Origin of the sequence: uncultured Hymenobacter sp. (assembly GCF_964242765.1) — a bacterium.
Lineage (GTDB): Bacteria > Bacteroidota > Bacteroidia > Cytophagales > Hymenobacteraceae > Hymenobacter.
Genome location: NZ_CAXTBM010000023.1, coordinates 12843 through 39800 on the forward strand (window position 1 = coordinate 12843; position 26958 = coordinate 39800).

Here is a 26958-nt window from a genome sequence, read left to right on the forward strand (position 1 = left end):
GGCCACAAGGGCGCGGTAGCGGTGCGTGCGCCCAAACGCTTCGTGTTCTACGAAGCGTTTTTGCTCTAGAATGCGGATGATGGTGGAAACCGTATTGTAGGCCGGTTGCGGAGCAGGCATTTCGGCTAGCACGTCCTTCACGAAAGAAGGACCGCGCTGCCAGAGCACCTGCATCACTTGCTCTTCGGCTCTGGTCAGTTCGGGGAAGGTTTGCATAAGCGGAGAGGTAATGGATTGAAGGTATAACTAATAATTTAGTTATTCAACTAATTATTTAGTTATAATAAAAATAATTGGTGACAATGCACCAGGATAATTGTCATGCCGAGCGCAGTGAGGAATCTGAATTTAGTTGTTCAACGAAGAAACCCAGATTCCTCGCTGCGCTCGGCATGACAATTATCCTATTGAGTAGGTTTGAGGCGCACCAAGAGTAGCAGTATTTGCCTATCGATTGGTAGTGAGGTAAGAGAGTTGGATTTGCGGCAGCTTAGCGGAAATCTTTTGGTGCAGGTGGTGTTATAAGAGTGATAGTTAACTCTAAGCCTCCAACGTGTTCTTGAAAAAACTTGATTTCCGCCGACTGCGCCTCACTTTGATCTTGTGGGCCGGTTTGGGCGTAGCAGCTGGCAGCAGTTGCTCGAAAGAAACTTCACCGCAGCCCGAAGCGCCGGTTGCCGTCGAAACCCACTTACTTACCAGCACCCTCATCGGGGAGTACAGCCCTACCGCACTAACCAGCCGCGTGTCAGGTATTCCCCTGGCTGGAGCACTGGTTCGTTACCCAATCCGGGTCTATAAGCTAACGTACACTACGCGCAACACCGACGGCCAGCAGATTACGGCATCGGGGGCGCTGCTGGTGCCCGTGACCACGCAGGCGTTGCCGTTGCTCAGCTACCAGCACGGCACCATCAGCCCCGACGGCGAAGACCGGGCCCCGTCCTACTATAGCGCTAGCAGTGAGGTGTACTCGGCGGTGTCGTTGCTGGCATCCACGGGCTACGTTGTGTCGGTTCCCGATTATATTGGCTACGGGGCGAGCAAGGCGTTGCCGCACCCCTACGAGCATGCGGCTTCTCTGGCGTCGGCGTCGCTGGATATGATGCGGGCCGTGAAGGAGTTTTGTGAAAAGGAAAAGGTAGCCCTCAACAAGAAGAATTTCTTGCTGGGCTATTCGGAAGGCGGGTATGCCACGATGGCGCTGCACAAGCTCATTGAGGAGAAGTTTCCAACCGAATTTGCGGTTACGGCGAGTGCTCCGGGGGCGGGGGCGTACCACAAAACTGCCTTTGCCAACTACATCCTGGGCTCCAACCAGGACCTTAGTTTCCTGAGTTCCTATGTGTGGGTGCTGGATACCTACAACCGGGTGTATAACATCAACCGGGCCCCGAGCTACTACTTCAATCAGCCCTGGGCGACGCAACTGCAAGCCAACCCATTCAGCGACGTGCCGGAAACGCCAAGTGACTTGTTTACCACTACTTTCCGGACCACTATCCTCAACAAAACGGACGCTCCCATGGCGGCCGCCTTTCGCGACAACGACATCCACGACTGGCAACCAAAGGCCCCATTGGCCCTCTTCCACGGCACCGCCGATGACTACGTGCCTTACTTCAACTCGGAAGACGCTTACAAGGCCATGCGTGCCCGCGGCGCCACGCAGGTAACGTTGCATCCTATTCGGGGTGGCAACCACTTCACGTCCATCACGCAGTACACGCTAGAGGCGCTAGGCTTTATCTCGCAGTACTAAGCTTAGCAGGCCGCGCCCGTTTTGTTGCGCGTTCAAGCTATGTTGGGCAGGTCTTGACGTCCCAACTACTTTAAACAGAAAGCAGCGCGGAGCTTTAACTCCACGCTGCTTTCTGTTTATATCAACAAGGAAACTGCCTTATCTAGCTGGTATAGGTGCCTTGGGCGTTACGGCCTGCCGGACCCAAGCGCCAGCTAATGCTGCCAAGCCGCCCACCAAGCCGCCTATCACCGCCGTTGCTACCACCAGCAGCCAGCCCTGGCCGCCTAGTGGCAATAGCTGCGCTACCCGGTGGGCCAGTAAGCCCTCATTGCGAAAGCTCAGCCAACTGGCTAGTACCAGCCAGCCCACCCCAACACCCAAGAAGCCAGCCACAAACGACCGGCCGCCGGATAAGTTGCGCCAAGCGGCCAGCGCGAAGCATAAGGGCGTTATCACCCACCAAGGCAAGAAAAGCTGAGCTACCGCGGCAAGTAGTGAAATTAGTAGGAAAAGCAGCATAGGAGTAGGTGAAAAACTAGTTGGATAACGTCCAGGCGGCGCGTACACGCGGATTCGGCTCGCCGGCGCTACGCAGAAACACCAACTCGTTGAGCTTGCCTACGCGCCAAGTTTCCAGCATATCGTCGTAGGCAGCGGAACCAGGATTGCCACTTTGGCCACCCGGAAACACGCCATAGGCGCGTACCTGTGGCCCCAGCGCTACCACCATGCGCCACGAAGGTCCCGTACGGGTAGTGGTGGCATTCACAATGCCGGCCCCGCCGCCGCAGTCCAAGTCCATGTGGCCGAAGCCGGGGATTTGAAGCATATGCAGAATATCGGTGCTTTTTTGACTGGCCCAGCGCCATTTCGGGCCGATGGGGCCATATTTACGGGTCAGGGAATCGGTGGCGAAGCGCAGGCTGCGCCGGGCAAGCTCCGGTAAGGTTTCGCGCCGCGGCGTACGTCGGTTATCCACCCAGGGGCTGTTTTCCTCTTGTAGGATGAGCGTGTTGGTTCGGTCACGAGCGGGGTCGCGCATTTCCAAGCCGGTGGCTTTCAAGCCGAAATCATCTTCCCAGATGCGCTTCACTAAGTTGCCGTACCACAGATCAAACACGCTGGGAGCCAGAGCATCGGCGGTATAGGCGTAATTCCAGCGACGCATTTCGGCTAGCACCCGGCCCTCGGGCGAAGCATCGGAAAGCAGCGTGTCGCCGTTGGCGGCGCCAGCTACTAAAGCCAGCATCCGGGGCAGCATCAACTGGGCGTTCAGGTTGAGGTTGTCGTTTTGCAGCAACCGCAGGCTGTCGGGGGTGGCCTGGCTCATGCGGGCCAGCCGCTGGTTGATGCGGTGCGCCCGGTCGTAGCTACCGTCGCCGTAGTTCCAGTTCAGGTAGTACGGGTAATCGGGGCCCGTGGAAAACTGGTTGGCCGACGACACAAACTGACGCGCCGGGTTCTTGACGTGCGGATTCTGGGCGGCCGGAATCCAGCCTTGCCAGTCGTAGGTGGGGTCGGTGCCGTCGAGAATAAACTTGCCTTGGTCGCGCCATTTCAGCGGGAAGTGGCCGTTGGGCCAGATGGCAATGTCCTTGGCAGCACTAGCGAAAATAAAGTTCTGGGCCGGAGTGCCGTACGTGCTAAGCGCTGCCACATAGTCTGGGTAGTTGCGGGCGCGGTTGAGCCGGTAGAAGGTCAGGAACTCATTGGCCGCGTCGTGGGCGGTCCAGCGCATGGCGTGGGCTATGGGCGTCTGGGCCAGGAAGGGCTTTTCCGGCTTATCGTACACAACGGGGCCGTGGTGCGTATAGAGCACCGTATCGAGTTGGTCGGGCTGCCCGCGCACTTTGATGCGTTCCACTACCCGGCGCACGGGTTTCCAGCGGCCGTCGTGCCAGTACTCGCGCCGGCTGCTGTCTTTGAACTTGAGTTGGTACCAGTCCATGACGTCGGCGGCCACGTTGGTTACACCCCAGGCCACCTGCTCGTTGAACCCGATAATGGTGAAAGGCGTCCCCGGAATGCTTACCCCGTACACGTTCACGCCGGGCGCCGCCAGTTGCACCTGATACCAGATGCTGGGCAGGTTGAGCTGCAAGTGCGGGTCGTTGGCGAGCAGCGGGTAACCCGTCGCTGACTTTGCCCCGCTGACCGCAAAATTGTTGGAGCCTAGTTCCGGGTCCGGCTCGTTTTGCGGCGTTTCACCCGACATCGCCGCCAGAAAGCTGGGCGGCGTAGGCGGCACCGGCAGCGGCTGAAAGTCCAGCGGCGTCCCGATGGGCACGATGGGGTCTTCCCGGGTAGGGTAGTCGGGAAACAGGTCTTTCACCACGGCCGCCCCATATTTGGCTAAGGCGTTGCTCATGCGCAGGTCGTCGGAGCGGCCACTCAAATCAAACGCCATGTACTTCAGAATCAGCGCGCTTTTCAGCGGCTCCCAGGGCTCGGGCGCGTAATCGAGTAGCTTGTATTCAAAGGGCAATGTTTGGGGGCTGAGCGTACCAATGTAGGCATTCACGCCATCGGCGTACGAGGTAAGCACGGTGCGAACCACGGGGTCGGTCATGGCCGAATCCAGCGACTTGCGGGCCCCGAATGGCAAGCCCATGCGGCGGAAGAACCGGTCGGTTTCCAGGCGGGCCGGCCCCACTATTTCGGCCAGCCGCCCGCCGGCTACGTGGGCAATGAAATCCATCTGCCAAAGCCGGTCCTGGGCCGTCAGGTAGCCTTGGGTGTAGTACAGGTCATGGTCGTTCTGGGCGAAGATGTGCGGCACGCGCTGATCGTCGAAGCGCACTTGCACGGGTTGTTGCAGGCCCGGCAATTGCAGCGTCTGCTGGGTTGGTAGCGCATCAGCGGTTTCGCCGTTCTGCCAGAACCCCCGGAAAGGGCTTAGAAACTTGCCGAACGGCGGTACGTCGCCATGTTTGGTATTGAGGGCCCAGGTCAGAATAGAGGCAACAAGGAGGGCCAAGAGCGCCCGAATGTAGCGGAGCATAGATTCAAGCAGATGAGTGCGTCTGCAACACAACATCCGACAAAAAAACGCGGCACGCAAACCAGGGTAGGTTACGTGCCGCGCTGCAAGTAGTACAAGGGTATTTACTGAGCTGGAACGGTGGCTGCTTGCTTAGAAGGCAGGAAGACCGCAAAGCCGGCACGCACATCAAGAAAGCCAGTATTGAAGGCGGCTAGGCTGCTGGTATGGCTATAGCCAGCAGTAACCTCCAGAGCCGCACCGGGCGTTACGAAGTAGTTATATCCCAAAGTAATGCCCGCCTTGGCGTAGTTTTGGGTTTGGCTTCTCCCGTCGTAGCTACCAAGGATGCTATCATTGTTGCGGCTATTCAGCCAAAAGACTCCGGCACTCAACTGCCCAAAAAAACGGTGTGGCCCAGTGCTGTTAAAGTAGTAGCGGGCGACAGGCGCAAAACCGTAGCTGAAAACGCGACGACGATAATTCAAGGCACTGCTGTTCCGATTGCGGAAACGCAGTAAACTATATCCAAGCTGTACTTCGCTGCCAAGTAACAGTCTGTTCGTCAAAAATAGGCCACCAGTGGGGACCAACGCAGCCGAGAAGCTGTTGCGGTCGTATTCGTGACTGTAGCTGAAGCTGCCGATACTAGCTCCTAGATAACGAGTTCCTTTCTGCGCTTGAGCGGTAGCAGATGTAGTTAGGACGCATCCTAACCCCAGTAGAAGCAGTGTTTTCATAAAACTGATAGGAGAATAAAAAACAAATCATGTTGAAGGCCCGAATACTTTCTGCCACGGCGACATAAAAAAGGCTGCCAACACAACGTGTCGGCAGCCTCTCAAAGTATAGGCGTTAATTTCTATAGATTCTCGCCTTGGCGTACCATGCCCACTACGCCTACTTTGCTGAGGCGTTGGCAAACGGCCTTGGCCTCTGCCGGGGTAGCAAAGCGACCTACCACCACCCGGTTCAGCGTTTTGCCGCCTGCCGTATTTGTGGTCACTGTCGTCACCAACAACTTTGGATCGAGACTCTGAATCCGATCGATTAGCGCTTGGGCATTGCGGACATCGCCGAACGTGCCGGCTTGTACCACATACGTGGCAGCGGGTTCGGGGAGAATAGCTATGTCGTCGGCCTCGGTGGCGCCGGTGCGGATATCAGTGTGTAAGCCGGCCTCCGTGACAATAGTTGGATCGTTGAGTAGCAGGGCAAGGTCCGCAGGCGCGTTGGCTGGGCCGAGGGGAGTATCGTCGGGCACTATTTCAGCCAGCACCGATACAGCGCCATGATCGACAATACCTAGAGGGCGAGCCGCAATTTCGGAAAGGTCGAGGATGCGCTGGTGCCGAAACGGGCCCCGGTCGGAAACCCGGACAACAACCGATGCGTGCGTTTCGGGGTTGGTAACGCGCAACTTGGTGCCGAAGGGTAAGGTCTTGTGCGCACAAGTGAATTTGTTGCGGTCGAACCGCTCTCCACTGCTGGTGCGCATGCCCTGATGGTCTTTGCCGTACCACGAAGCGCGGCCTCGAAGCACAGCGGCGCGGCGTGCCGCAAGAGCTGGATTTTTGTCGTCGTCGACGCTAAAGCGCGCAGCACTAGCCTCCGGAGCAAGGAAGGACAAAGTTGAAAAGTACAAAATTGCTAGTAAGCTCGAAGCACTCAGTCGTGAGGTCAATTTCATCGCTACGCTGTGTTGTGAACAAAACAAATCTAGCAGCGACTTTCAAACTAGCACCGTTTCTCTCATTAAGACAGGTTATCAAGCAAGAGTAAAATTGTGCATTTTTAATAAAATTTGCATTTAACTTATTGGATGTAACTACAGTAAATATGCGTTTGTGTTTGTCTAAGCCGTGTTTTGCATTATTAATAGACTATATAATTGCTTTGTAAAAAATGAGATTATCTGCTGGTAAAAAAAAACTAAAACCCAAGCCAGTTTTGTGGTTTCAGACGGGTTGTAAAAGTCGCGGAATTTTCATAAGGATAGTAAATGAAACCAACGGTAGTTAGCGGAGGAGCTATGCAAAAATCAGGGGGCTCGACTGGCGCAGTAGTGAGAGTTGCTGTCGGTCCAGTGGCTTGTCTATTTTGCGGAAGCGTGGCGGCGCGTAATGGGTAGTTGGTTTGCTCTGCGGTTTGAAAAGCTAGGTTGTTGCCGGGCTTCAAGGAGAGAGTTCCTCTGGAAAATCTGGAAAAACGCTTCCCTGAAACCAATAAAAGACGGCACGAGGATTCCGCTTCAGTTCTGGTGGCCTTACTAGCCTGCCAATTCATTTCGCCGTAATTTGCTGCATGGATTTTGGCCGCCTTTCCGACCTGCGCTACGTAGATTTTCGTTTGCCCCCCGATCATGCCGACACGGCCGCCGTGCTAGCCCGTGCCGCGGCTACGCCCGTCGTGCCCCAAGTGTTTGTCGGCTGTCCTATTTGGACCAATAAGGCGTGGCTGGGTTCGTACTTCCCGGCTGGCATCCGCGACGCCGACTATCTGCACCACTACGCTCGGCAATTCAATGGGTTAGAGCTTAACACCACGCACTACCGCATTCCGGATGCGCCCACAGTGCGCAAGTGGCGCGACGCGGTGCCGCCTAGCTTCCGCTTTTGCCCCAAACTGCCCCAGGTTATCAGCCACGACCGGGCACTCTATAACGTTGATGATCTAACCATCAGCTTCTGTCGCTCCATTCGGGAATTGAATGAGCGGTTGGGGTGGTGTTTTCTGCAACTGCCGCCAACGTTTGGCCCCGAGCACCTGCCCCGGTTAGAGCGGTATCTGCTCGACTTCCCACCCGATGTGCCGTTGGCCGTGGAGTTACGCCATCCGGGCTGGTACACCGATAAAGTGGCCTTTGCTGCCGTGGCCGCCATGCTCGAAGCCCTCAACAAGACGCTGGTGCTTTCGGATGTGGCTGGCCGCCGCGACGTGCTGGCAATGCGCCTGACCACTCCAGCCGCCTTTATCCGCTTCAACGGCCACGGCCTCATCAATTCCGACTATCAGCGCGCTGATATGTGGGCGGCGCGCATCGCGCAATGGCTGCAACAGGGCTTGCACACCGTGTATTTGTTTGTGCACCAAAAAGACATCATGCACACGCCCCTCTGGACCCAATATTTTCTGGCAAAGCTCCACACCTTATCGGGCATCACAGTTCCGGCACCCCACATCATCCCGCAGCCAGTGCAAGGCAGCTTATTCTAGAGGGCAGTGCGTAGTATAAATCTAAAATGAAACAGGTCTGCTGCGCGGAGTCGAAGCAGACCTGTTTCATTGGTTGCCTACTCCACCAGGCAGTAGCCATCAAACGCTGCCCTACCGGCCCATGGCCAAGCCCAAACGCAGCGTAGTAGTAAAATCAAAATCGTCGATTTCGGGGACTAATTTGGTGCGAATACCCACGTTGAAGTCAACGAAGCCGTATTGGCCTAGCCGGCGTTGCAGGCCATAGAGAAGGGCTAGGTCAGCGCGCACGATGGGTTTGCTGGATTGATAGTAATAGAAGGGCGTTTCGTGGGCGCGGCGGCCGAAGCCATTGCCCACTGCCAGAGACAAGTAGTTGGCGGAGAAGTTACTGGCGCTTTTGCCTTTGCGAATGCGCTGGTCAAGGTTGTAGTAGAAGCGCCCGGCTAGTTGCGACCGTACGCTGAATCTTTTGCGCAGCAGGGCGTCCTCAGCTGGCCGGTACCGGGTAAAATCGGGCGCCAATTCTGCCATAACCGATAAATCAGACCGCAGCTTGCGCTCATAAATCAGATACAAACCGTAGCGCGTGTAGCGCACCGGGAGGGTAGAGAGTGCGCCTCTGAAACTATTTAGTCCGAGCTTCCAAAGGCTTTGCTCTTCGATCTGCAACCGCGTCAGCTTGCCATAGCTCTGCTTTACTGCACTAGTGCGCAAGGAGTCGGGCTCGGCAACTGTTTCTTCGCTGTACCGCACGCGGGTGGTGTCGGGCGCGGTTTGGGCAGTTGCTAGTCGCAGCAAGCTTAGGCAAAGCGGCAAGCAAAGCAGGAGCCCGCGCCGGGCAGCCAGGTTGAAAATAGAAGTTTGATTCATAGAGCAGGTAACAGAGCAGATCAGGGCTGGACGAGGAGTGGTTGGGTCTGGAGCGTGATGGGGGCGTAGGAGGTGCTGACGCGGATAAGCGGCAACTTGGCGTCGTTGGTGACTTGCAAGGTATTGCGACCCGTGAGGGTACGCTTGGAGGGGTAGCTAGCCGGCACTACCAGCTTGCCTTGGCTGGTGCCCAAGTTGTAGTTGAAAAGCGAGAGTTGTGGTACCCCAATTGTTACCTCGGTGCGGCTGGCATCAACGAAAGCACTTTTCAGTTCATCGTTGGGCTCGAATACAATGGTGCCGTAGGCGTTGCTGATGGCATAGGTGCCCCCGGCACCCGTTAGCTGCACCGCCGACTTGTCGGCGTGGCACACAAACGCGCAGTTGAGGTTGGTGCCCGTTAGCTCGGTGTAGCGAATGGTAGCTTCCAGACTGCCCCGCAGGTCTTGCAGCGTAATTTCGCCGAAGTCCTGCACCAGCGTTTGACGGCCGATCAAGTCGAGTAGCTCGGTGCGACCGTAGGCATTCACTAGCTCCAAGGCATTGCCCGCGGGCATCATCACGGTGTATTCGGCGCGCAAGTCGCTGCGGACGGGTGGGGCCCCAACGGGTATTGCGAAGTAGTTGACTAGGTCAACGGTACTACCTTTTTTGGCTATTCGGTAGCGGGCAGCCGGCAATTCCCGTTCGGCGGTGGCGCGCTCGGGGTGGCGGGCACTTAGGCGCAGCACCACCTGCACGCTCGGCTTATCCCAACCCTGCACTTTCAGGGTGGCTTTTTCGGCCCGAATGCGGACGAGCGTACCCGTCGGGCAGGGCAAGGTCTGCTCGATGGTGCGCGTGAGCACCTGGACTTTGCGCTGCGCCTGGGCCATATCAAGCAGGCCAAAGTAGAGCAGCCCCAGCAGCAGGATCTCACCCCAACGACGGGTCTTTCCTATATTTAAAAGCAAGGCAATCATGAGATTAGGAGTTGAATAAGCTCCCGGGTGATGGCCGCTTTGAGGGTAGTGACCCGCACTTGGTTGCGGACTAGCTCCGGCGTGGCTCCAAAGCGCTGCGCCGCTTTTTGCAAACGCAATTCCTCGCCTTCCAACTCCGTGAGTTGCGTGCGCAACTCCTTGAACTCGCCCGACTGGCAGACGGTAGGCAACGAGGTGCAGTGCGCATCAATAAAGGCCACGCCTTCCTGGCCTAGCGGATCGGCGGCACTTTGGACGGGCAGCGTAGCCACCGGGCTTTCCACGATTTCTTCGGTGTAGGTGATGGTTTCGCGGGGGAAGGATGCCTCGTTGGCGACGGGGCGCTGCCACCAAATTAGCACCAGTAGCAGAACAGCCGCGGCCACGCTGGCGACAAGGCGGAGGTGCTTGGCGGGCCACAGTTGCCGAACTGCAACGGGCGCTACCGGCGTTGCCGTCAGGGGTGTTGGCTCCGGCTGGGGCTGGTCGAGGCGGCCGGCAATGGCGGCCCATACGGCATCATCCGGGGCGTGGGTGGGTAATTGGGGAAGGGTACGGTGTATGGCTTCGTCGGCCGCCAGTTGGCCCTCAATGCAGGACCAAGTGGCAGGAGCCGGCTCGTGGGTGGGCAATTCTTTCAGTGCCCGCCGCAGGTTTTGGTGCCCTTCTTCAGGCAGGTCGGGGGTCTGGTTCATAAATACAGGTGATGAAGTTTGATTTTGAGCAGCCGCTTGGCATGAAAAAGCTGCGACTTAGTGGTGCCCTCCGAAATGCCAAGCATCTCGGCTACTTCGCGGTGCAAATAGCCTTCTACCTCGATCAGGCAGAATACGGCGCGGTAGCCCGCGGGTAGCTCGTCGATGGCTTTTTCCAGCGCTTGGCCGGTTAGCTGGTCGTGCCAGGCTACGAGCGGCTCGGGGTGGCGCTCCGGGTCATAGACTTCCATGCGCTGTTCGCGCCGAAGCGTGGCTAAGGCCCGCCGCACCACAATGGTTTTAATCCAGGCACCTAGCGTGGACTGCTGCCGGAAGCTGGCCAACTGCCGGAACACATCCACAAAGGCATCCTGCAACGCATCCTGGGCCAGATCATAGTCGCCGCCCAGAATGCGCAACGCACAGGAAAACATAGCCGTTTTGTAACGCTGATACAACTGATACTGTGCTTGGCGGTCTTGCGCAAGGCAGCCAGTCAGCAGTTGTTGTTCTTCAGAATTGTTGAACGCAGGAAGCGAAGTCACGGGCCGTTATTTGATGTAAAGGGAACCCAAGCCGCGCAAAGGTTGGCGCAAGCAGAAAAAAAGCCAACGAAGCACAAGCCCTCTGTTCGGAAGACTTTCGGACGGCTGCTTCCGCCTCAACTAGCCAGCTGTGCCAAGCACAGTGGATATTGTGTAGTTGTGCGCGGGCGGAGCCGTCCGCAACCGCTCAAATCCCGTATCTTGAGCAGTCCTCTACTGGTGTTATTCTATGCGCTTTCGTTTCTCTGCCAGCTTCTTCTCTTTGTTTCTGATGATGGGGGCGGCCTCGGCCCAAACTCCCACTGCCGCCCCCGAAACGCACTGCCTGCTGTTGGCCCTCGACCCGGCCCAACGAGCAGCGCAAGCGACGCTGGTGGTAGAAGGCGAGGTGACAGCCAGCCGCAGCGTGTGGGACAGCAGGCACCAGCGCATTTATACGGCTCATCAATTTCGGGTTTTCAGCGCGCTAAAAGGTACGGCTCCGGCTGTACTGACGGTGCTAACCGAGGGCGGCAGCGTGGACCTAGCCCGGCAAGACCTCACCAACACACTGGCCTTGCAACCGGGCCAGCAAGGCGTCCTGTTCCTGACGCCCGCTGCCTTTCCGGGCACCGAAAGCGTGGGAGCCGCTTGGGTTGCTTATGGCAGCCAACAAGGATTTATTGGATATGATTTAAGCGACGCCACGGCCGCCGAGCCATTCCGGGAATATGGCCTCATCAACGAGGATTTCTACCAGACGCTAACGGCCGCTACCGGCCAAGCCAGGCGCGTTGTGCAGCCCAACCCGGCGCTAGCTACGGCGGTAGCGCGGCAGTTAGCCGCCCCACCGCAGGCCCGCGGGCAAGCTCCTGTCATTACCACGTTAAGCCCGAGTACGGTGCCAGCCGGCACAGGGGCTGTGCTTACTATTTCGGGTAGCGGCTTCGGGCCAACGCGTGGTGGGGGTTTCGTAGAGTTTCGCAATGCCGATAACGGGGGCAGCTCGTTCGTGAAGCCCCGCGCCACCGACTACGTAAGCTGGACTGATACCCGTATTCAGGTGCGGGTGCCGTCTACGAGCCAGACCAGTGGGGGGAGCCGTAGTCCGGCGGGCAGCGGCACCGTGCGCGTTACCAGCGCCGACCAGCTCTTCGTCACCAGTTTAAGCGCCGTTACGATTCCTTACGCCATCAGCAACGTGCTGCCTGCCAACGACTCCAGCCAGGTGATACGCCCGAGTCATCTCAACCAAAACGGGCGTGGAGGCTATGCCTTCCGCTTCGAAGCTGGCTTTGCAGCCAATACCCGCGCCGTAACGGCTTTCCGAAATGCCTTAGCTACTTGGCGCTGCCAGAGCGGCGTGAACTGGGACGTGGAAGCCGCCACACGCACCGAACGCGGCGCCAAGCAAGACAGTGAAAACAGCGTTGGGTTCGATGAGGGAACCGAACTGCCCGTCAACGTGCTGGGCCGCACGACCAGCTACTACCAGGGCTGCTTCCAACCCGACGGTACGATAGCCTTTGCCGTGCAGGAAATCGACATGCAGTTTGATAGTGGTACCAACTGGCAGTTTGGCCCCGCGTCGGCCGTAACGCCTCAGTTGGATTTCGAAACGGTAGCCGTGCACGAGCTAGGACACGCCCAGCAACTCGCCCACGTAATTTTACCCCGCGCCGTGATGCACTACGCCGTGGCCCGCGGCCAAACCAGCCGCGCCATCAGCGCCGACGACATCACGGGGGCGCGCCTGCTGCTGCGCAGTCGTAGTTTCGTAACGCCGAGCTGCGGCCCCAGCCCGATGCTGCCGGCCCCACTCACCAGCTTTGCCGCAACTACCGGCGCCGATGGCATTGCCGTAACCTGGACCACCCAGGACGAATGTTTTCTCCAAAACTTTGTAGTCGAACGTTCCTTGGCTTTCGACACCACTGCCTGGCAAACGCTAGCCACCGTGCCGCGCACGGGCAACGCCTACCGCTACCTCGATGCTGCGCCCCAGTCTGGCCTGCGGTACTACCGCCTGCGCCTGCGCCGCCCCAACGGCAGCCTCGATGCGGCCGCTCCACAGGCCGCCTATGGCAACGCCGCCACCGCTGGGCAGCCGCAGCTATTCCCTAATCCGGCCGGGGCTACAGGGCTCCGCTTGCAGTACCCGGCCACGGCTGCGGGCCGCCTCCGGGTTTCTATTGTTGATGCTATTGGCCGGCAGCATAGTCTACTCGGGTTGGATTATCAGTCCGGCCTCAACTTTTTAGCTATTCCCACTGCCCTACTGCGCCCTGGTTGGTATGTGCTCCGTCTGCGTACGTCCGAAGGCCAAGAAGTTAATCTGCCGTTTTTGCGGGTGGAATGAAGACGGTGGTATTGTGGAAGCTTAAGTTGACGTTCTTGTTGCCGAACGGAGCGCAGCTTCGCCCTTTACAGCCTCACCACGAAAGCTACTGCGTTTGGGCCAGCTTGCACGTGGCTCAGAAGCGGATAAAGGCCTTTCTTCCCGTGGGCATAATGCGCTGCGAACAATATGCCATCGAAGGCTAGCAGGAAGCCACCTTGCAGAAGTAAAGAGCGGCCATAGCCGGTTAGGCGGTCTTGCTGGCGCTGAGTGGAACGACTACGGGCACGCTCTTGCAGGTAGAGACCGGTGGCCAGGTACGCTACATCGAGGCCGGCGTTGAAGAGGTAAAGGTTTTCGGTGCGTAGCTGAGCCTTTACCGTGCTGGCCCTGTTGGTAGGAAGCGCAGCGTGGTGGGCGGCGCGCAGCGCCGAACCAGCTAGCGCCAAGTTTACTACGCCCCAGCCCACGTTCATTTGATGAAAGTACTTCTCGCGGCCCTCGGTGGCAAAAGCGCGCGCCCCGCTTATACCCACATTGCCGATGGCCCAAACTCCAAGTACTGGCCTGCCGCGCTGGTCGAGGGCGGTGCGTTGGGCGTTGTAGTCGGGTAAGGAGGCAGGCGGTAGTTGCTGAGCTGCCGCGGGCAGTGCCAGAACAGAAAGCAGGAACAGAAGCGGGCGCAGCAAGAAGGACATAGCAGCTAGAAAGGACGACTACACTTCGAAAGCGCAGTTTAGCTGCGTTTGTTTGCCGAGCTACACTTCACTTCAATGCTGGTCCGGTCGGCGGTGGAGCTACCGTTCGAGCAGCATCGCCCCGTAGGAATAACCCCCACCAAACACCGTAATAACCACTCGGTTACCGTTGCGGAGCTGGTGCCAAGTATCGCCGAGGCCGATGGCGGCACCGGCGCAACCCGTGTTGCCGAGCTGCTCGATATTGGATACCGCGCGCTCAGCAGGCATGCCCAATTGCTTGAGCACATTTTTGGTGATGCGCAGGTTGGCTTGGTGCGGAATTAAAAACGTTACGTCCTCGACGGTGAGTTGCTGCCGCGTCAGTAGTTGCTCGGTCACGCGGGCCATGTACGTGCAAGCGTGCGTGAAAACGTCGCGGCCGTGGGGCATAACAATGCCTTTTTCCACTGGCTTCAGGGTTACTGCCTCGTCGGCTTTGCCTACTACGGCGGCGCCACCGGTTACCACTTCCACAACGCGGAGGTCATCGGGAGAAAGACGCTCTTTGCTGATCAGCAAAGTAGAAGCCCCATCACCCCACAAATGGCCCGCCATCGTGTCTTGTTCGTTGTTGTAGGCCGTGTTGTGCTCACTTACTACTACTACGGCCCTTGATGCTTTGCCCAGGGCAAAATAGCCTTCCACTATTTCAATAGCGTTCAGCAGCGAAGAGCACGCCGAGGATATGCTCACCACCGGAATTTCATTGATTCCTAAGTCGCGTTGCACGGCGTGTGCGAGAGTATAAATGGTGTCGTGCGGCGTGTAGGTGGCGCCTACTATCAGGTCGATGGTGGCCGCAAAGTCGGGGGCTTGGGTAAGGGCTCGCCGGGTGGCCTCAACGGCCATTGTATTCGTGTTTTCGTCAGGGGCAGCTTTGCGCCGCTCCCGAATGCCGGTGCGCTCAATTATCCACTCGGAGGCAAGGCCATTGAGACGGGTAAAATGCTCGTTGGTAACTACGTAGTCGGGCAGATAGGCTGCCACCTGATGAATATACACAGAGGAAAACAGTCGGAAGTTAGGCGAAAACAGCAGCAAGGTACGAGACTCTACTCGGACAGTAAGTCTCAAACGACGAAGCGGCCCGTACTTTGCAAGGTGTTTTCGCGTTCAACGCCGAAATAAGGGGGGAGTTCCTCTGCTCTGGTTACAAGATTATGATGTTTCTTTTTTCCGTATTCCAAAAGAGCCTTTTGCTGCTTGCCTTGCTGACCCTGGGTACTGCTTGCCCGGCACTAGCCCAAAAGTATCGTACGGCGGCTGGACTACGCTTTAGCTCCGGCCTTTATGGTCTTACTGTACAGCAGAAGATTCTGCCCAAAACCACACTCGAAGGACTGTTGCTGGCTGGTACTCGCGAGGTTACGGGCACCGTGTTGGCCGAGCAGCATTTCGGCTTGCTAGGGCCGAGTCTCAATTACTATTTCGGCGCAGGGGCGCACATTGGCAACAACAAGGACACGGGAGCCTTCGGCGGGGTTGATGGCATTGCCGGCCTGGAATACAAAATAGCACTCACTCGCTTTGTTGTTTCCGCCGATTTCAAGCCCACCATCGAGTTCAATTCCGATGATTGGGCCCGTTTTGCCACCGGCATATCAGTGCGATACATTCTGGTCAAAGAGAAAAAGACCGGGCTTTTCAACGGCCTGTTTAACGGCAGCAAAGACAAGGGGAAGACGAAAACAAAATCAAGTAAGCGGCGCGGACTCTTCGACTGATAAATTTTCACTTGAATCCATAAAAATTGGTCTTGCATTTTTCGAACAGTAGTGCTTGAGTAGCTAAGCGTATTACCAGGCTTCTTTATCTATAAAATCTCAGTACTCGTTTAATTTACAAATAGTTATATATATAATCAGCCGCATAAATAGTATCGCTGTTTTATCACTTTCTTATTTTAAATTTCAATCAGCCTATTAGTATATTATAAACAAGATAAATATTGTGCAACAATATATTGAGTTCAGGAGTTTGTTGAGCTTCTTTGTAATACCAAACTTTTTTTAACTCACTATGTCAACACTTTTTACTACTTATCTCAAACGCACCAAGCTATTATTGCTGCTCGTTGGACTGCTGGGATTATGGCCGAATCTAGAAGCTCTAGCTCAACCAACTGTGTGCGCAGGCAATGATCCGGGCGGCAGCCCAGCCACGAATGGCTTGTACGCGCAGTATTACAAGGGCTACTTCGCCAACAACCAGAACTTCTTTGCTACCACCACTGTCGGCTTAACCCGCATTGATGCCAACGTTCTATTTGGCCCTACGTCTCCCTTCGGCAACCTGCTTCCTACCGCCAGCGGTACATCTACCAACCCTGATGCCTTTAGTTTGCGCCAACGGGGCAGCCTGCGCATTGCCACTGCCGGCGTTTACACGCTTTATCTGACCTCTGACGATGCCGCTTACTTGTGGCTCGACAACGCAGCGCTCGGTACCAACCTCACCGCAAGCCAGGCTACCATCGACAACGGGGGCGACCACTCGGAGACTACGGCGCAAGCATCCGTTTACCTCACGGCTGGTTTGCACAACGTGTTGATTCACTACGGTGATTTGATCCAAGACAATTCGTTGATATTGGAATACGAAAGTGCCGCGGCTGGAGTGGTTCGGCAGGTGATACCGTCAACCGAGTTCTGCACCTCCATCCAACCAGCCATTGTTCAGCCGACTGCTCTAAGCTATTCGCCTGCTTTCCAAACGGTGCTGGTTGGCAATAGCGCTACCTCGGCTGTTCCAACCGTCACGAGTGCTAGCACGCCGCAATTTATTCTGGCCAACAGCGGTAGTTTGCCAAGCGGAATTACCATCAATGCTGCCACTGGGCAGCTGAGTTTAAATGCAACGGTGCCCGTTGGTAATTACCAGGCCGAGGTGGCAGTGCTCAATGCTCAGGGAGCAGCAACGTTTCGGAATGCCTATACCTTCACGGTAGCCGCGGCTGCACCGCTAAACTGCACGGGCACTCGTCCTGATGGGGGCCCGGCCACCGGGGGCATCTTTGCCGAGTACTACACCGGTTATTTCAACGACAACCCGGCCTTTTTTGCAACCAACACGCCAAAGTTGACGCGGGTAGACGCTCAGTTGAATTTCGATGCTGATGACAGCTGGGGCAACTTGGCTTCCACGGCTGGTGGCCTATCCACCGACCCCGACATGTACAGCGCTCGGTTCCGTGGCCGCATTCTTATTCCTGCCGCCGGCACCTACACGTTCTATCTAACGGCGGACGACGGGGCCCGGCTCTGGCTCGACAACGCGGCCGTGCAGGCCACTCCCATCAACGCAGATGCGTTGATTAACAATGGGGGCCAGCATAGTGCGCTAACGGAAACAGCTACGGTTACCTTAACCGCCGGATTCCATGACATCTTGCTGCACTATGGCGAAGGAATCGGCAGCAATGTGCTGGTTTTAGAATATTCCAGCACGAATGCCAACGTCGCACGGCAAGTAGTTCCTGCTTCGGCCTTCTGCTCGGCTGTTAGCCCTATACCACAGTCTGTAGTAGCCAGCCAGAAGAATATTCATACCCTGACGGTTGCGCCCAACCCAAACAATGGCGCCTTTACGGTACATATAAAGCAAAGCCAGGCAGATGCCGGCCAGCTTCAGTTGGTGGATATCCTCGGTCGGATTTGCTACGAGAAGGCAGTACCGGGCCTCGTGCAGCAAGAAGTTAAGCTGTCGGTGTCTGACCTGCCCGTTGGAATGTACATGCTGCGCCTGATAACCGATAACGGAACAGGTACGCAAAAAATGATTGTCGAATAAAAAACGAATCCGCAAGGAGAGAAACAGAGAGGGGTTCCCGTTGCGCAATTCACGCAACGGGAACCCCTCTCTGTTTCTCTCCTTGCGGGTTAACTGCCCGCAACTACTTACTACTCCTGGCGCACCCGGCCGCTACCAGCAGTGGAACTGCTGACTTTGGCGCCACCTGTTACGTACACGTTGCCGGAGCCAGCTATGCTAGCTTCCAGCGTTTGGGTGGCGTTTACGCGGCAGTTGCCGGAGCCACTAATCCGTACGTTGCATCTTTCGGTGCGCAGCTTGGTGGCCTGCACCCCACCCGAGCCACTGATTCTAACGTCTTGGCGCGGTACCTTGCCGCCACTGATGGAAATGTCGCCGGAACCGGATATGGCCGTTTCCAAGTCGTCGGCCTGCACTTCACCTAGTTCCATGCGGCCCGAGCCGCTCACGGTTAAGTTTAAGTTCTTGGCTTTGACGCCATCCTCTGCCCTCATTTTGCCTGAACCACTCACCGTTAAAGCACTGATGGAGGGCACCGTAACGTACACTGTTACGGGCCCTTTGAAACGGTAGTTAGACCAGTTCATACCTTGCTCTTGTTTGGTGCCAATGCGCAGCTTTTCGCCGCTGACAGTGGTTTCGAGGTGAGAAAGATCTTCGGCTTCCGCGTCTACCACCACCTTCTGCGGGCTGCCTTGCACGAGTATTACCGTAGCCGAACCAGCCAAGGTCACTTGGTTGAAGCTGGCTACTTGGCGCGTTTCGCGGCCCGCCGTGGCCACAAAACCCGACAGCAACAGCGCGCCGGCAAAAACTGGAGAGAGAAAGTTGCGCAAAGTCTTCATGGCAAGTGGTTAGTTAAAAGTGAGCTATCTGGATGGAAAGATGTAGGCTCACTTGCAACCGTTGCCTAGTAACGCAATTGATTGAAAATAAATCTTTAAGCACCGGCGGCTACTGCTGCACGGCGGCCATCTGGCTACTCGGGGCCGACAGCGGAACGGTACACCCCTCCCGCTGCAAATAATCCAGCCCCCAAGTGGTCATGGCTTCTAGTAGCGGCCTGACGCGCTGGCCTCGCTCGGTGAGGGTATATTCCACTTTGGGCGGCACCTGCTGGTACACGGTGCGCTCCACAATGCCATCCTGCTCTAGCTCACGCAGCTCCTGAATCAGCATCTTCTCGGTGATTTCGGGCGTGAGGCGGCGCAGTTCGCCGTAGCGGCGAGTGCCTTGTAAGAGGTAGGAGAGAACAAGCAGTTTCCATTTCCCGCCAAGCACATTGAGCGTGGTGCGTACAGGGCAGAAGTCGAAGGGCGTGGACTCGGTGGCAGTTTGCCATAGTACTTCGGCGGCTTGCTGTTTAGTTTGCTTTTGCATGAAAATATTTGTGCCTGATTATCAGTGATTCTGTGGAAAAAGTAAGTAGCTGACTTTTTGGTAGGTACTTGCTTAAAGGGAAGGTAGCAACTTTCCTTTGTAGTAGTAGTCGGCCGCCGAGCAGGTAGTTGAAGCTGCTGATTTACAGGCTATTCACTTTAAGCAACGCATTCCATGTCGAAACACATTGTAATCACGGGCGCCACCGGCAACATCGGTACGGCCCTCACGCATACCCTGCTGCAACAAGGCCACCGCGTGACGGCCGTGGCCCGCCCCAGCCACCGCCTCGATGCCCTCCGCGACGCTGGGGCTACTATCAAAGCCGGCGACCTGAAGGACACTGCTTCGCTAACTGAAGCCCTGCAAGGCGCGGACGCCGCTTTTCTCATGATACCCCCCAACGTAACGGCTCCCAACGTGCTAGAGCACATGGGCCAGGTGGGTGAGAGTATAGCGCAAGCCGTGCGGGCCGCCGGCCTCAAACAAGCTGTACACCTAAGTAGCATCGGTGCCGACCAGCCGGCTGGCACCGGTCCGGTATTGGGCTTGTACCACCAGGAAGCCCGCCTCAATGCCATCGACGGCTTGCAAGTAGCACACTTGCGCCCAGCTTATTTCATGGAAAACCTGCTAAGCAACATCGGCCTCATTCAGCACATGAGCATCATTGGTTCTGCCATGCGGCCGAATCTTTCCTTCCCAATGGTAGCCACCAAGGATATTGCCGCCAAAGCCGCCGAACTGCTTACCCAAGGTTTCGAACCTGGCTCGGTACACTACGTGCTCGGCCCCCAGAACTACACCATGCAGGAGGTAGCCCAAGTGGTTAGCCAAGTTATCGGCCGTCCTGATTTGCCGTACGTGCAGTTTCCCTACGACCAAGCCAAGCAGGGTATGCTGCAAGCCGGCCTCTCCGAAAATATGGCCAACCTCTACGACGAAATGACCCGCAACATGAACGAGGAAAAGGTGATGGTGAAAGAGGAGCGCACTGCTGCTGCTACCAGCCCTACCACACTCCAGGAATTCGCTGAAACGGTGTTTGTCCCAGCCTTTCAGGGGGCTTCGGCCGCCTAGCCAGCTTAGCCACCTCCTGCTTGCCTAGCTGAAAACAAGGCCCACCGCATATGCGGTGGGCCTTGTTTTTTTGTGCAGCTTTAGGTTTCCGACAATGACCGGGCTACGGCCGCTTTTCCGTCTTTGCCATGCACGCACATGAACAGCTTCTGCACCGCTTCTACCAAGCTTTTCAGCGCCGCGACCATGCTGGCATGGCCGCCTGTTATCACCCTGAAGCCACGTTCAAAGACGCTGTTTTTCAGTTGCAGGGCCAGGCGATAGGCAAGATGTGGCGCATGCTTTGCGAGCAGGGCAAGGATATGCGCCTAGCTTACAACGACATTCAAGCCAACGAGCAGCAGGGCACTGTCACTTGGGATGCGCACTACACGTTTTCCCAAACCGGTCGTTTGGTACACAACCACATTCAAGCTCGCTTCACCTTCCAAGACGGGCTTATTCGCACCCACCACGACCAGTTCAGTTTCTGGCGCTGGGCGCGGCAGGCATTGGGGCCGGTGGGTTGGCTACTGGGCTGGTCGGGTTGGTTGCAAAACAAAGTGCGCAAATCGGCCGCCGCAAGCTTGGCAAAATACAGAGCTGAGTCTGCCAGAACGATGGACCGCTAAGCGCGCCTCAACCCCACCAGTTGCCTAGCGCTTAGCCAACTTCGGCGTATCGGCCCCATCTTGGCGGGCCCGCTTCACTACTTCAAGGCCTACTTTTTCGCCCATTTCCAGTCCCACGGTGTTATCGATGCGGAAATGGAGGCCGGCCTCGAAGCGCGATTCGGCGGCTTCCTTGGCTTTCTGCTGAAACAGCATCCTGTTTTCGGGAAATAGGTAGCTCAACACCGTTGCGCGGGCGTTGGAAATGGTGGCGTGGCCGGAGGGGTAGCTCGGGTGGGGCGGGGTACCAGGCAACGCGCATACGAAAGTGGAATCATACTGATAAGGGCGGATGTACCAGTAGGTATACTTGGTGTCCCAACAAGCAATGCTGGCGTCGTAGGTTGCTATACTAAACAACGCATACACGCGAGCCGCGCGGGGCGCATTGAGGTAAAGATTAGTTTCAAACAGCTTCCGGTCGGTTTCCTCATTCCAATAGGTATTAGCAGCCCAATAAAAGGCCCGGAAAATAGCCGCAGGCGTGCGTTTAAACTCTTTCAATTCCTTCATGCCCGCTGCCGGGTCCGGTGGCGGGCCAGGCCGGAACTGCCGGCCCGAAGCCAAGACGAACGGCCGCCAGTGTCCCTGCATGGCACCCATAGGGGGGCGTTTGTCGTGCCAGAGGCCGGCTTGCGTAGGCATAGTGCCCTTCCAAACAGCGTCGCAACTGTCGGTTTTGGCATGCTCGATGACGGCGGCAGCCACGCGCCGCCCTAGCGCCATGCCGGCCTCTACGTCGCTGGGATAAGCCACCCCCGCCAACAACCGTGAGCGGCCGGCATCGTTGGCTAGTTGCCGGAGCGAATCGGCTTTGGCAGGAAACAAATAAGCCAGCACTTCGGCGGCGGCACTCGCTGCCACCGCGTGTTCCGATGGGTAAGAGGGGCTGTCAGGAGTAGGTAGACAAGCAGCTAGTTGGGCGTGTTTCGCAGTTGGCCGGGGCCGCCGGTACGCATACTTGGTGTTCCAAGCGGCCACGGTGGCATCGTAGATAGCAACGTTGACGAGCAGCTTAGTGCGGGCCACGACTCCTAAATCGGTCGTTAGGTTGTCTATAATAGCTTGCCAGCGGTAGCCCGGCGCGCCCGCACTCCAATACCGAACAAGTTGCATGTCCGCTGAGTCACGCCGTTGAGCTAAGTTCAGTAAGCTTTGCACCTCAACTCGGGTGGCCTTGGCCGATGGCGGCGGCGGCAGCCGGTAGGCCTCCCCCGACGGAATTACCCACGTTTTCCATTCTCCTGCGTCGGATTCTGGTTGAGCAATGCCTTGCGTGGCCATCAACCAACAAAGCAGTGAAAGAAGGAGCTTGGTATTCATGCGTATCCGGTGTTTGCTTCACCTGAAGGTAGCATGGGCTACTTGTTTACCAGCTCTTTTCTATATCACATAATCATGTGACAAAGAGTTGTCTGGCTGTAGTTTATGGCCTGGTTCGGCTTGCCAGACTACTCCAGCGTTGTCCTTCCGGCGCCGGAGGAATTCGAGTTATATCGTAGCCAGATTCCTCCGGTGCCGGAAAGACAGCGTCCTACTTAGATAGACCCTAGTAATGCGTGTGGTTAACGACGGTGCTTTTCAGATAGTCGCGGTTTTTCTTGGCGTCTTGGTTGCTGTGGCGGGCTTGGCGGCTGCCGTACACCCGGAGCCGACCCCGGGCTAGCGTTATCACTTCTTCGGCGCCCTGGCCCATGAAATCAAACATGTGAAACACCGGATCCGGGAAGTACAGCTCGCCGGTGCCGGCCTCGTTGAGGCGGAACTTGTGCCAGAACAGCTGCGTGGACCCGTCGCCGCGCCAGTTGCCGCGCACGAAGTCCGGGTTGCCGTTGATGGGGTTGCCGGGCCACTTCTTCATTAAGTTGCCTTGGTTGTCGAACCAATAAAGCTGGCTGGATAGGTAAGGCTCGCCGATGGTCCGGTTGCCGTAGGTGCGGCCGCCTATCACCACCTGCGGGCCGGGTACGTTTTTCAGAAAATTACCCACGGCAAGCTGCTGGCTGTGTTCGGCGGTGTTTTGCCAGATGATTTTGCCGGTCATGGCTTCGTACACGAACACGCCCGTTTCACTGTTGGCCGTCACGATGTCGAGTTGGCCGTCGTTGTTCACGTCGCCGAATTTGTAACTGTCGGCGTGGTCGTGGTTGTCGGGGAGCAGGTCGAACCGGTCCCATAGTTTCTGGCCTTTGCTGTCGAGCAACAGCGTGCCCACCAGCACTTCGTCAAGCCCGTCCTTATTCAGGTCGACGGGGTAGACGTAGTGGCCCAGGTTGTCTTTCTTGCGGGTTTCGGTGTGCTTCCAAAGCTGCTTGAGTTCGGGCGTGTAAGCGCAGACAGTGATGGTGCCACCCGTATCAGTAAACACCACCACGTCGTTAGGTCCATCTTTGTGCAGCTTGCCGATGGCCAGCCGAAAGTTGTTGTAGACGTGAGGTAGGGACTGAGTGGGCCACGGCGTTTGGCGCTTGATTTTGCCGGTGCGGCCGTCGGCCACCACTAGGTATTCCTGGCCTGCCAGCTGGCGCCAGTGCACCACTTCCGCCTTACCGTCCCGGTCGAAGTCCCACACCAGGCCGGGCGCTTCAAACTCCGAGCGTTCCTTGGTGTATTCGGTCGGTGCTTGGTAGCTCCACAGCTCCTTGCCGTCGTTATCGAAAACGTGGGCCGAGAAGTTGGGCTCCAGCACCATGAAATCGGTTTTGCCGTCACCCGTTACGTCCCCGAATTTTACCGCGTTAGAAAGCGGAATACTATAGTCCTTCAGCAGCTTCACGTCATCGGGGAGCTGATACGGCCGCACATCGGCTTCGCGCAGGTTGGCGTTTTTGCTGAGTGCCAGCAAGTCAAACGCGGGGCCGCTGTCGATGCGGGTTACTTTGATGTTGACCGCGCCCGGCTGCAACTTGAACGTGCCGCCCATCTGCCAGCTCAGCGGTGTCTGCCCGAAACTGGCGGCCGTCACCTTGTCGTTGACCGCCACCTTGAAGCCCGTGCCTTTCTCGCCCTGGCTCCGAACATACAAATAGTACGTACCCGGCTCCGTCACCGTCACCTTCGTCATCAAGTTGGTTTCCGATTTCAGCACCAACGCCGTGTTGTTGAACAACCAAGGCGCTTTCAGCGCATCGGCATCCGCAATAATGTTACCCTTCGGTATCTCCTGCAAAAAATCCGACGCCGGAACCAGAATAGTAGCCGGCAATGAGGCCGGGCGGGTTGCCGGTATAACTTGGCTGCTCGGTAGCTGCTGCGCCCACGTGGTGCTTAAGCCGTATACCAGGCTGGTAACAATCAGGAGAAAACTTCTTTTCATAGTAAGAATCGAAACCGAGAGTGGAATTCAATTCTATTGCATTGTCGGCAGCACTGCGTCCTGTACTTCCCTGTCGAGCAGTGAGATGAGGTGAGTATTGGCAAGGATAAAAAGAAAAGCCGCTCCCAATAGGAAAGCGGCTTTTCAAGAATATCGAGCGAATTACCCGCGCAACTCATTCAAGAGTTGCATTACCTTCTCGGCGCGTTCCGCTGGCACAAACAGGTGGTCGTGGTAGTAGCCCGATACGGGATTGACGCTGATGCCATGAGCCGCCAGTTGGCTGGTGATGCGCGCCAGAAAACCAACCGCCTCCAGGCTGGAATGCACGTTGAGCGTGATCCAGCGGCAAGGATACACCGCCGCTAAACCAGCCTGCGCCGCCTCAACTGCCGACACAATAAGCGTCAGGCCTTCCGCTTCGCGAAACGTGGCTACGGGCGTAATCTGCAACAGCAAGTGGCCCGGGGGCACCGTGCAGAACACGTAGACCTCGGGGTGCAGCACGGGCTCCATCGTGCGGAGCAGTGCGTTCAGGTTGGTTTCGCCGGGTGTCAGTGGGGGCTCCATGTGGGCTACCAGATGGTGACGCGGGCGGAATCGGGGCGGTAGAGCTTGTCGCCGGGCTTCACGTTGAACGCCTCGTAGAAGGCAGGCACGTCGGCAAAGGGGCCGTTGACGCGGTAGTTGGCCGGGGAGTGCACATCGGTGAGGATGCGTTGGGCCAATACCTCGTCGCGCTGGTGGTTTTGCCAGCCCAGAGCGTAGCCCAAGAAGTAGCGCTGCGTGGGCGTGAGGCCGCCCATCTTCTCGCCTTTCTTGTACTGCTCGGTTTTCTTGAAGGCATCAAGGGCAATGACGATGCCGCCGAGGTCGGCAATGTTTTCGCCGGCCGTGGCTTTGCCGTTGATGTGCAAGGAATCCAGCACGGTGTAGCCGTTGAACTGGCGCACAATCTGGTTGACGCGCTGCTGGAAAGCGGCCCGGTCTTTCTTACTCCACCAGTTGCGCAGGTTGCCTTTCTCATCGAACTGGCTGCCTTCGTCGTCGAAGCCGTGGGTAAGCTCGTGGCCGATGGTGGAGGCCCCGGCGTAGCCGTAGATGATGGCGTCGTCGGCGTTGGCATCTTGCAAACCGGGAATGGCGAAGATGGCGGCCGGCAGCACAATTTCGTTGTTGCTCGGGTTGTAGTAGGCGTTGTACGTCTGCGGCGTCATGCCCCATTCGGTGCGGTCGACGGGCTTGCCGAGCTTGTTAAGCTCGTAGCGGTAGCGCCACTGGCTGGCACGCATCATGTTGGCTGCGTACGAGTCGCGGTTGATTTGCAGCGCCGAGTAGTCTTTCCACTTGTCGGGGTAGCCTACTTTCGGGGTGATTTTGGTGAGCTTCACCAGCGCCTTTTGCTTGGTGGAGTCGCTCATCCAGGTCAGGGCCTGAATATGCTCGCGGAAAGCGGCTACCACGTTCTCGGTTAGCTTGGCGTAGCGGGCTTTGGTTTCGGGCGAGAAATATTCCTTCACAAACAACTGGCCCAAGGCTTCGCCCATGGCATCTTCTTCCTCATCAAGCACCCGTTTCCAGCGGGCACGCTGCTCTTTGCGACCTTGTAGCACGGTGCCGTAGAAGCGGAAGTTTTCGTTGTCGATGGGCCGGCTGAGGTAGTCGGCGTAGGTGTGCAGCAGCTGCCACTGCAAGTAGGCTTTCCAGTCTTCGACGGGCGTGGTGCGCAGCAGGCGGCCAGCTTCGCGATAGAACTCGGGCTGGCCCACAAGCACGGTATCCACTTTGGCTAGCTCCATCTGCGAGAGCCACGCTTTCCAGTCGAGGCCAGGCGTGAGCTTGTTGAGGTCGGCCACGGCCATCTTGTTGTAGTTGGCGTACGGGTCGCGCAGGGCTTCCAGCTTGCGCGACGAACCAGCCAAAGCGGTTTCCAGCTTCACTATTTGGGCGCTGTGGCGTTGGGCGGTGGCGGCATCTTCGCCCATCAGCTCCAACATCTTGGCTACGTGCCCGCCGTACTCTTTGCGGATATTAGCCGTGCGCTTGTCTTTGTTGAAGTAGTAGTCGCGGTTCGGCAAGCCCAAGCCGGCCTGGTAGAGGTAGAGCGCCATCTTCTCGCTGTTTTTGCTGTCTTGGCTCACGTAGGGGCCAATCAGGGCATTCACGTTCAGCGGAATCAGGCGGGCAATAGCGGCTTGCACATCGGCCGGAGTGCGCAGGGCGGCGAGGCGGTCTAGCTCCGGCTTGAGCGGCGCAATGCCTTGCTTGTCAGTTGTTACCGAGTCCATGCCGGTAGCCCAAAAGTCCCCGATCTTCTGCTGGGTGGTGCCGGCCGCGGCTTTGGTTTTAGCAGCTTCCTCGTTGAGGGTCCGCAGCCGAGCGTACACTTCGTCCTGCACTTCCTTGCCAATACCCCAACTGCTTTCCGAGGCCGGAATCGGGTGCTTCTTCAACCAAGTACCGTTGGCGTACATAAAAAAGTCGTCGCCGGGGCGCACGGTAGTGTCGAGGTTGGCTTGAACCAGGTCGGGCTGGCCGGCGCCGGGTTTGTTACCCGGCTGGCAGCTGGCCAAGACCAGGAGCAGCGCCGGGGCGGCTAGCAGCCAGGGGCGCAAAGGAAAGGTTTTCATGAAAGGGAGAGTTGAACTAAACATAGCTGTAACCTAACAGGTCTTTGGCAGACCAGCTAGGTTTTCGCCGAATCACGCTG

Annotated in this window: 23 protein-coding genes; 7 read left to right on the top strand and 16 right to left on the bottom strand. The window is 57.2% G+C overall.

Annotation, left to right across the window (positions count from 1 at the left end; genetic code table 11):
• Positions 1–553 precede the first annotated feature (553 nt).
• The gene (locus ACFE7X_RS11745; RefSeq protein WP_375435859.1) at positions 554–1762 is read left to right on the top strand and encodes an alpha/beta hydrolase family protein; all 1209 of its coding nucleotides are present in this window, start codon (positions 554–556) and stop codon (positions 1760–1762) included.
• A gap of 138 nt (positions 1763–1900) precedes the next feature.
• On the opposite strand, the gene ACFE7X_RS11750 is transcribed toward ACFE7X_RS11745, so the two are convergent.
• From ACFE7X_RS11750 to ACFE7X_RS11765, 4 genes are all read right to left on the bottom strand, one after another.
• The gene (locus ACFE7X_RS11750) at positions 1901–2263 is read right to left on the bottom strand and encodes a hypothetical protein (protein WP_375435860.1); all 363 of its coding nucleotides are present in this window, start codon (positions 2261–2263) and stop codon (positions 1901–1903) included.
• Positions 2264–2279: 16 nt separating this feature from the next.
• A complete protein-coding gene (locus ACFE7X_RS11755; protein WP_375435861.1) occupies positions 2280–4745 on the bottom strand; it encodes a penicillin acylase family protein in 2466 nt (821 codons plus the stop codon).
• Positions 4746–4849: 104 nt separating this feature from the next.
• Positions 4850–5464 carry a hypothetical protein gene (locus ACFE7X_RS11760; RefSeq protein WP_375435862.1) on the bottom strand — a complete coding sequence of 205 codons (615 nt, stop codon included), beginning with the start codon at positions 5462–5464 and terminating at the stop codon, positions 4850–4852.
• 122 nt (positions 5465–5586) lie between these two features.
• Positions 5587–6354 carry a septal ring lytic transglycosylase RlpA family protein gene (locus ACFE7X_RS11765; protein ID WP_375435863.1) on the bottom strand — a complete coding sequence of 256 codons (768 nt, stop codon included), beginning with the start codon at positions 6352–6354 and terminating at the stop codon, positions 5587–5589.
• A gap of 674 nt (positions 6355–7028) precedes the next feature.
• Between ACFE7X_RS11765 and ACFE7X_RS11770 the strand changes: the two genes are divergently transcribed.
• Complete coding sequence (locus ACFE7X_RS11770; protein WP_375435864.1) at positions 7029–7940, top strand: DUF72 domain-containing protein; 912 nt, start codon at positions 7029–7031, stop codon at positions 7938–7940.
• Between the two features lie 111 nt (positions 7941–8051).
• On the opposite strand, the gene ACFE7X_RS11775 is transcribed toward ACFE7X_RS11770, so the two are convergent.
• Genes ACFE7X_RS11775 through ACFE7X_RS11790 form a run of 4 tightly spaced genes read right to left on the bottom strand, consistent with a single transcriptional unit; the run spans position 8052 to position 10994 of the window.
• Positions 8052–8792 (bottom strand): hypothetical protein, encoded by a 741-nt coding sequence (locus ACFE7X_RS11775; RefSeq protein WP_375435865.1) that lies wholly within the window; start codon positions 8790–8792, stop codon positions 8052–8054.
• A gap of 20 nt (positions 8793–8812) precedes the next feature.
• Entirely contained in the window at positions 8813–9754 is a 942-nt protein-coding gene (locus ACFE7X_RS11780; RefSeq protein WP_375435866.1) for a hypothetical protein, read from the bottom strand.
• The gene (locus tag ACFE7X_RS11785; protein WP_375435867.1) at positions 9751–10449 is read right to left on the bottom strand and encodes a hypothetical protein; all 699 of its coding nucleotides are present in this window, start codon (positions 10447–10449) and stop codon (positions 9751–9753) included. Before ACFE7X_RS11785 ends, ACFE7X_RS11780 begins: the two co-directional genes overlap by 4 nt.
• Complete coding sequence (locus ACFE7X_RS11790; protein ID WP_375435868.1) at positions 10446–10994, bottom strand: RNA polymerase sigma factor; 549 nt, start codon at positions 10992–10994, stop codon at positions 10446–10448. The genes ACFE7X_RS11785 and ACFE7X_RS11790 overlap by 4 nt, the downstream gene beginning before the upstream one ends.
• 229 nt (positions 10995–11223) lie before the next feature.
• On the opposite strand from ACFE7X_RS11790, the gene ACFE7X_RS11795 reads away from it, so the two are divergent.
• Entirely contained in the window at positions 11224–13332 is a 2109-nt protein-coding gene (locus tag ACFE7X_RS11795) for a matrixin family metalloprotease (RefSeq protein WP_375435869.1), read from the top strand.
• 65 nt (positions 13333–13397) lie between these two features.
• Here the strand turns inward: ACFE7X_RS11795 and ACFE7X_RS11800 are convergent, their stop codons facing one another.
• Entirely contained in the window at positions 13398–14009 is a 612-nt protein-coding gene (locus ACFE7X_RS11800) for a DUF6992 family protein (RefSeq protein WP_375435870.1), read from the bottom strand.
• Between the two features lie 99 nt (positions 14010–14108).
• The gene (locus ACFE7X_RS11805) at positions 14109–15053 is read right to left on the bottom strand and encodes a 3-oxoacyl-ACP synthase III family protein (RefSeq protein ID WP_375435871.1); all 945 of its coding nucleotides are present in this window, start codon (positions 15051–15053) and stop codon (positions 14109–14111) included.
• A gap of 158 nt (positions 15054–15211) precedes the next feature.
• Between ACFE7X_RS11805 and ACFE7X_RS11810 the strand changes: the two genes are divergently transcribed.
• Positions 15212–15775, top strand: coding sequence for a hypothetical protein (locus tag ACFE7X_RS11810; protein WP_375435872.1), 564 nt, complete (start codon positions 15212–15214; stop codon positions 15773–15775).
• A gap of 295 nt (positions 15776–16070) precedes the next feature.
• Positions 16071–17840: a PA14 domain-containing protein gene (locus tag ACFE7X_RS11815; protein ID WP_375435873.1), complete on the top strand. Its 1770-nt coding sequence runs from the start codon at positions 16071–16073 to the stop codon at positions 17838–17840.
• A 110-nt stretch (positions 17841–17950) separates the two neighbouring features.
• Here ACFE7X_RS11815 and ACFE7X_RS11820 read toward each other — a convergent pair whose 3' ends face one another.
• A complete protein-coding gene (locus tag ACFE7X_RS11820; protein WP_375435874.1) occupies positions 17951–18667 on the bottom strand; it encodes a head GIN domain-containing protein in 717 nt (238 codons plus the stop codon).
• 109 nt (positions 18668–18776) lie between these two features.
• The gene (locus ACFE7X_RS11825) at positions 18777–19202 is read right to left on the bottom strand and encodes a winged helix-turn-helix transcriptional regulator (protein WP_375435875.1); all 426 of its coding nucleotides are present in this window, start codon (positions 19200–19202) and stop codon (positions 18777–18779) included.
• A 174-nt stretch (positions 19203–19376) separates the two neighbouring features.
• Between ACFE7X_RS11825 and ACFE7X_RS11830 the strand changes: the two genes are divergently transcribed.
• On the top strand, positions 19377–20282 hold the full coding sequence (locus ACFE7X_RS11830; protein WP_375435876.1) for an SDR family NAD(P)-dependent oxidoreductase: 906 nt from the start codon (positions 19377–19379) through the stop codon (positions 20280–20282).
• A 128-nt stretch (positions 20283–20410) separates the two neighbouring features.
• Positions 20411–20893 (top strand): nuclear transport factor 2 family protein, encoded by a 483-nt coding sequence (locus ACFE7X_RS11835; protein ID WP_375435877.1) that lies wholly within the window; start codon positions 20411–20413, stop codon positions 20891–20893.
• A 24-nt stretch (positions 20894–20917) separates the two neighbouring features.
• Here ACFE7X_RS11835 and ACFE7X_RS11840 read toward each other — a convergent pair whose 3' ends face one another.
• From ACFE7X_RS11840 to ACFE7X_RS11855, 4 genes are all read right to left on the bottom strand, one after another.
• Entirely contained in the window at positions 20918–22255 is a 1338-nt protein-coding gene (locus tag ACFE7X_RS11840) for a phosphatase PAP2 family protein (RefSeq protein ID WP_375435878.1), read from the bottom strand.
• 226 nt (positions 22256–22481) lie between these two features.
• The gene (locus ACFE7X_RS11845; protein ID WP_375435879.1) at positions 22482–24248 is read right to left on the bottom strand and encodes a hypothetical protein; all 1767 of its coding nucleotides are present in this window, start codon (positions 24246–24248) and stop codon (positions 22482–22484) included.
• Positions 24249–24410: 162 nt separating this feature from the next.
• Positions 24411–24818, bottom strand: coding sequence for an ACT domain-containing protein (locus tag ACFE7X_RS11850; protein ID WP_375435880.1), 408 nt, complete (start codon positions 24816–24818; stop codon positions 24411–24413).
• A gap of 5 nt (positions 24819–24823) precedes the next feature.
• On the bottom strand, positions 24824–26878 hold the full coding sequence (locus tag ACFE7X_RS11855; RefSeq protein WP_375435881.1) for a M13 family metallopeptidase: 2055 nt from the start codon (positions 26876–26878) through the stop codon (positions 24824–24826).
• Positions 26879–26958 lie beyond the last annotated feature (80 nt).

Coding starts and splice junctions, on each gene's coding strand:
- ACFE7X_RS11810 (WP_375435872.1), top strand. CDS start 15,212: ATGATGTTTCTTTTTTCCGTATTCCAAAAGAGCCTTTTGCTGCTTGCC.
- ACFE7X_RS11760 (WP_375435862.1), bottom strand. CDS start 5,464: ATGAAAACACTGCTTCTACTGGGGTTAGGATGCGTCCTAACTACATCT.
- ACFE7X_RS11840 (WP_375435878.1), bottom strand. CDS start 22,255: ATGAATACCAAGCTCCTTCTTTCACTGCTTTGTTGGTTGATGGCCACG.
- ACFE7X_RS11825 (WP_375435875.1), bottom strand. CDS start 19,202: ATGCAAAAGCAAACTAAACAGCAAGCCGCCGAAGTACTATGGCAAACT.
- ACFE7X_RS11775 (WP_375435865.1), bottom strand. CDS start 8,792: ATGAATCAAACTTCTATTTTCAACCTGGCTGCCCGGCGCGGGCTCCTG.
- ACFE7X_RS11830 (WP_375435876.1), top strand. CDS start 19,377: ATGTCGAAACACATTGTAATCACGGGCGCCACCGGCAACATCGGTACG.
- ACFE7X_RS11820 (WP_375435874.1), bottom strand. CDS start 18,667: ATGAAGACTTTGCGCAACTTTCTCTCTCCAGTTTTTGCCGGCGCGCTG.
- ACFE7X_RS11845 (WP_375435879.1), bottom strand. CDS start 24,248: ATGAAAAGAAGTTTTCTCCTGATTGTTACCAGCCTGGTATACGGCTTA.
- ACFE7X_RS11785 (WP_375435867.1), bottom strand. CDS start 10,449: ATGAACCAGACCCCCGACCTGCCTGAAGAAGGGCACCAAAACCTGCGG.
- ACFE7X_RS11800 (WP_375435870.1), bottom strand. CDS start 14,009: ATGTCCTTCTTGCTGCGCCCGCTTCTGTTCCTGCTTTCTGTTCTGGCA.
- ACFE7X_RS11780 (WP_375435866.1), bottom strand. CDS start 9,754: ATGATTGCCTTGCTTTTAAATATAGGAAAGACCCGTCGTTGGGGTGAG.
- ACFE7X_RS11855 (WP_375435881.1), bottom strand. CDS start 26,878: ATGAAAACCTTTCCTTTGCGCCCCTGGCTGCTAGCCGCCCCGGCGCTG.
- ACFE7X_RS11770 (WP_375435864.1), top strand. CDS start 7,029: ATGGATTTTGGCCGCCTTTCCGACCTGCGCTACGTAGATTTTCGTTTG.
- ACFE7X_RS11795 (WP_375435869.1), top strand. CDS start 11,224: ATGCGCTTTCGTTTCTCTGCCAGCTTCTTCTCTTTGTTTCTGATGATG.
- ACFE7X_RS11815 (WP_375435873.1), top strand. CDS start 16,071: ATGTCAACACTTTTTACTACTTATCTCAAACGCACCAAGCTATTATTG.
- ACFE7X_RS11835 (WP_375435877.1), top strand. CDS start 20,411: ATGCACGCACATGAACAGCTTCTGCACCGCTTCTACCAAGCTTTTCAG.
- ACFE7X_RS11750 (WP_375435860.1), bottom strand. CDS start 2,263: ATGCTGCTTTTCCTACTAATTTCACTACTTGCCGCGGTAGCTCAGCTT.
- ACFE7X_RS11755 (WP_375435861.1), bottom strand. CDS start 4,745: ATGCTCCGCTACATTCGGGCGCTCTTGGCCCTCCTTGTTGCCTCTATT.
- ACFE7X_RS11850 (WP_375435880.1), bottom strand. CDS start 24,818: ATGGAGCCCCCACTGACACCCGGCGAAACCAACCTGAACGCACTGCTC.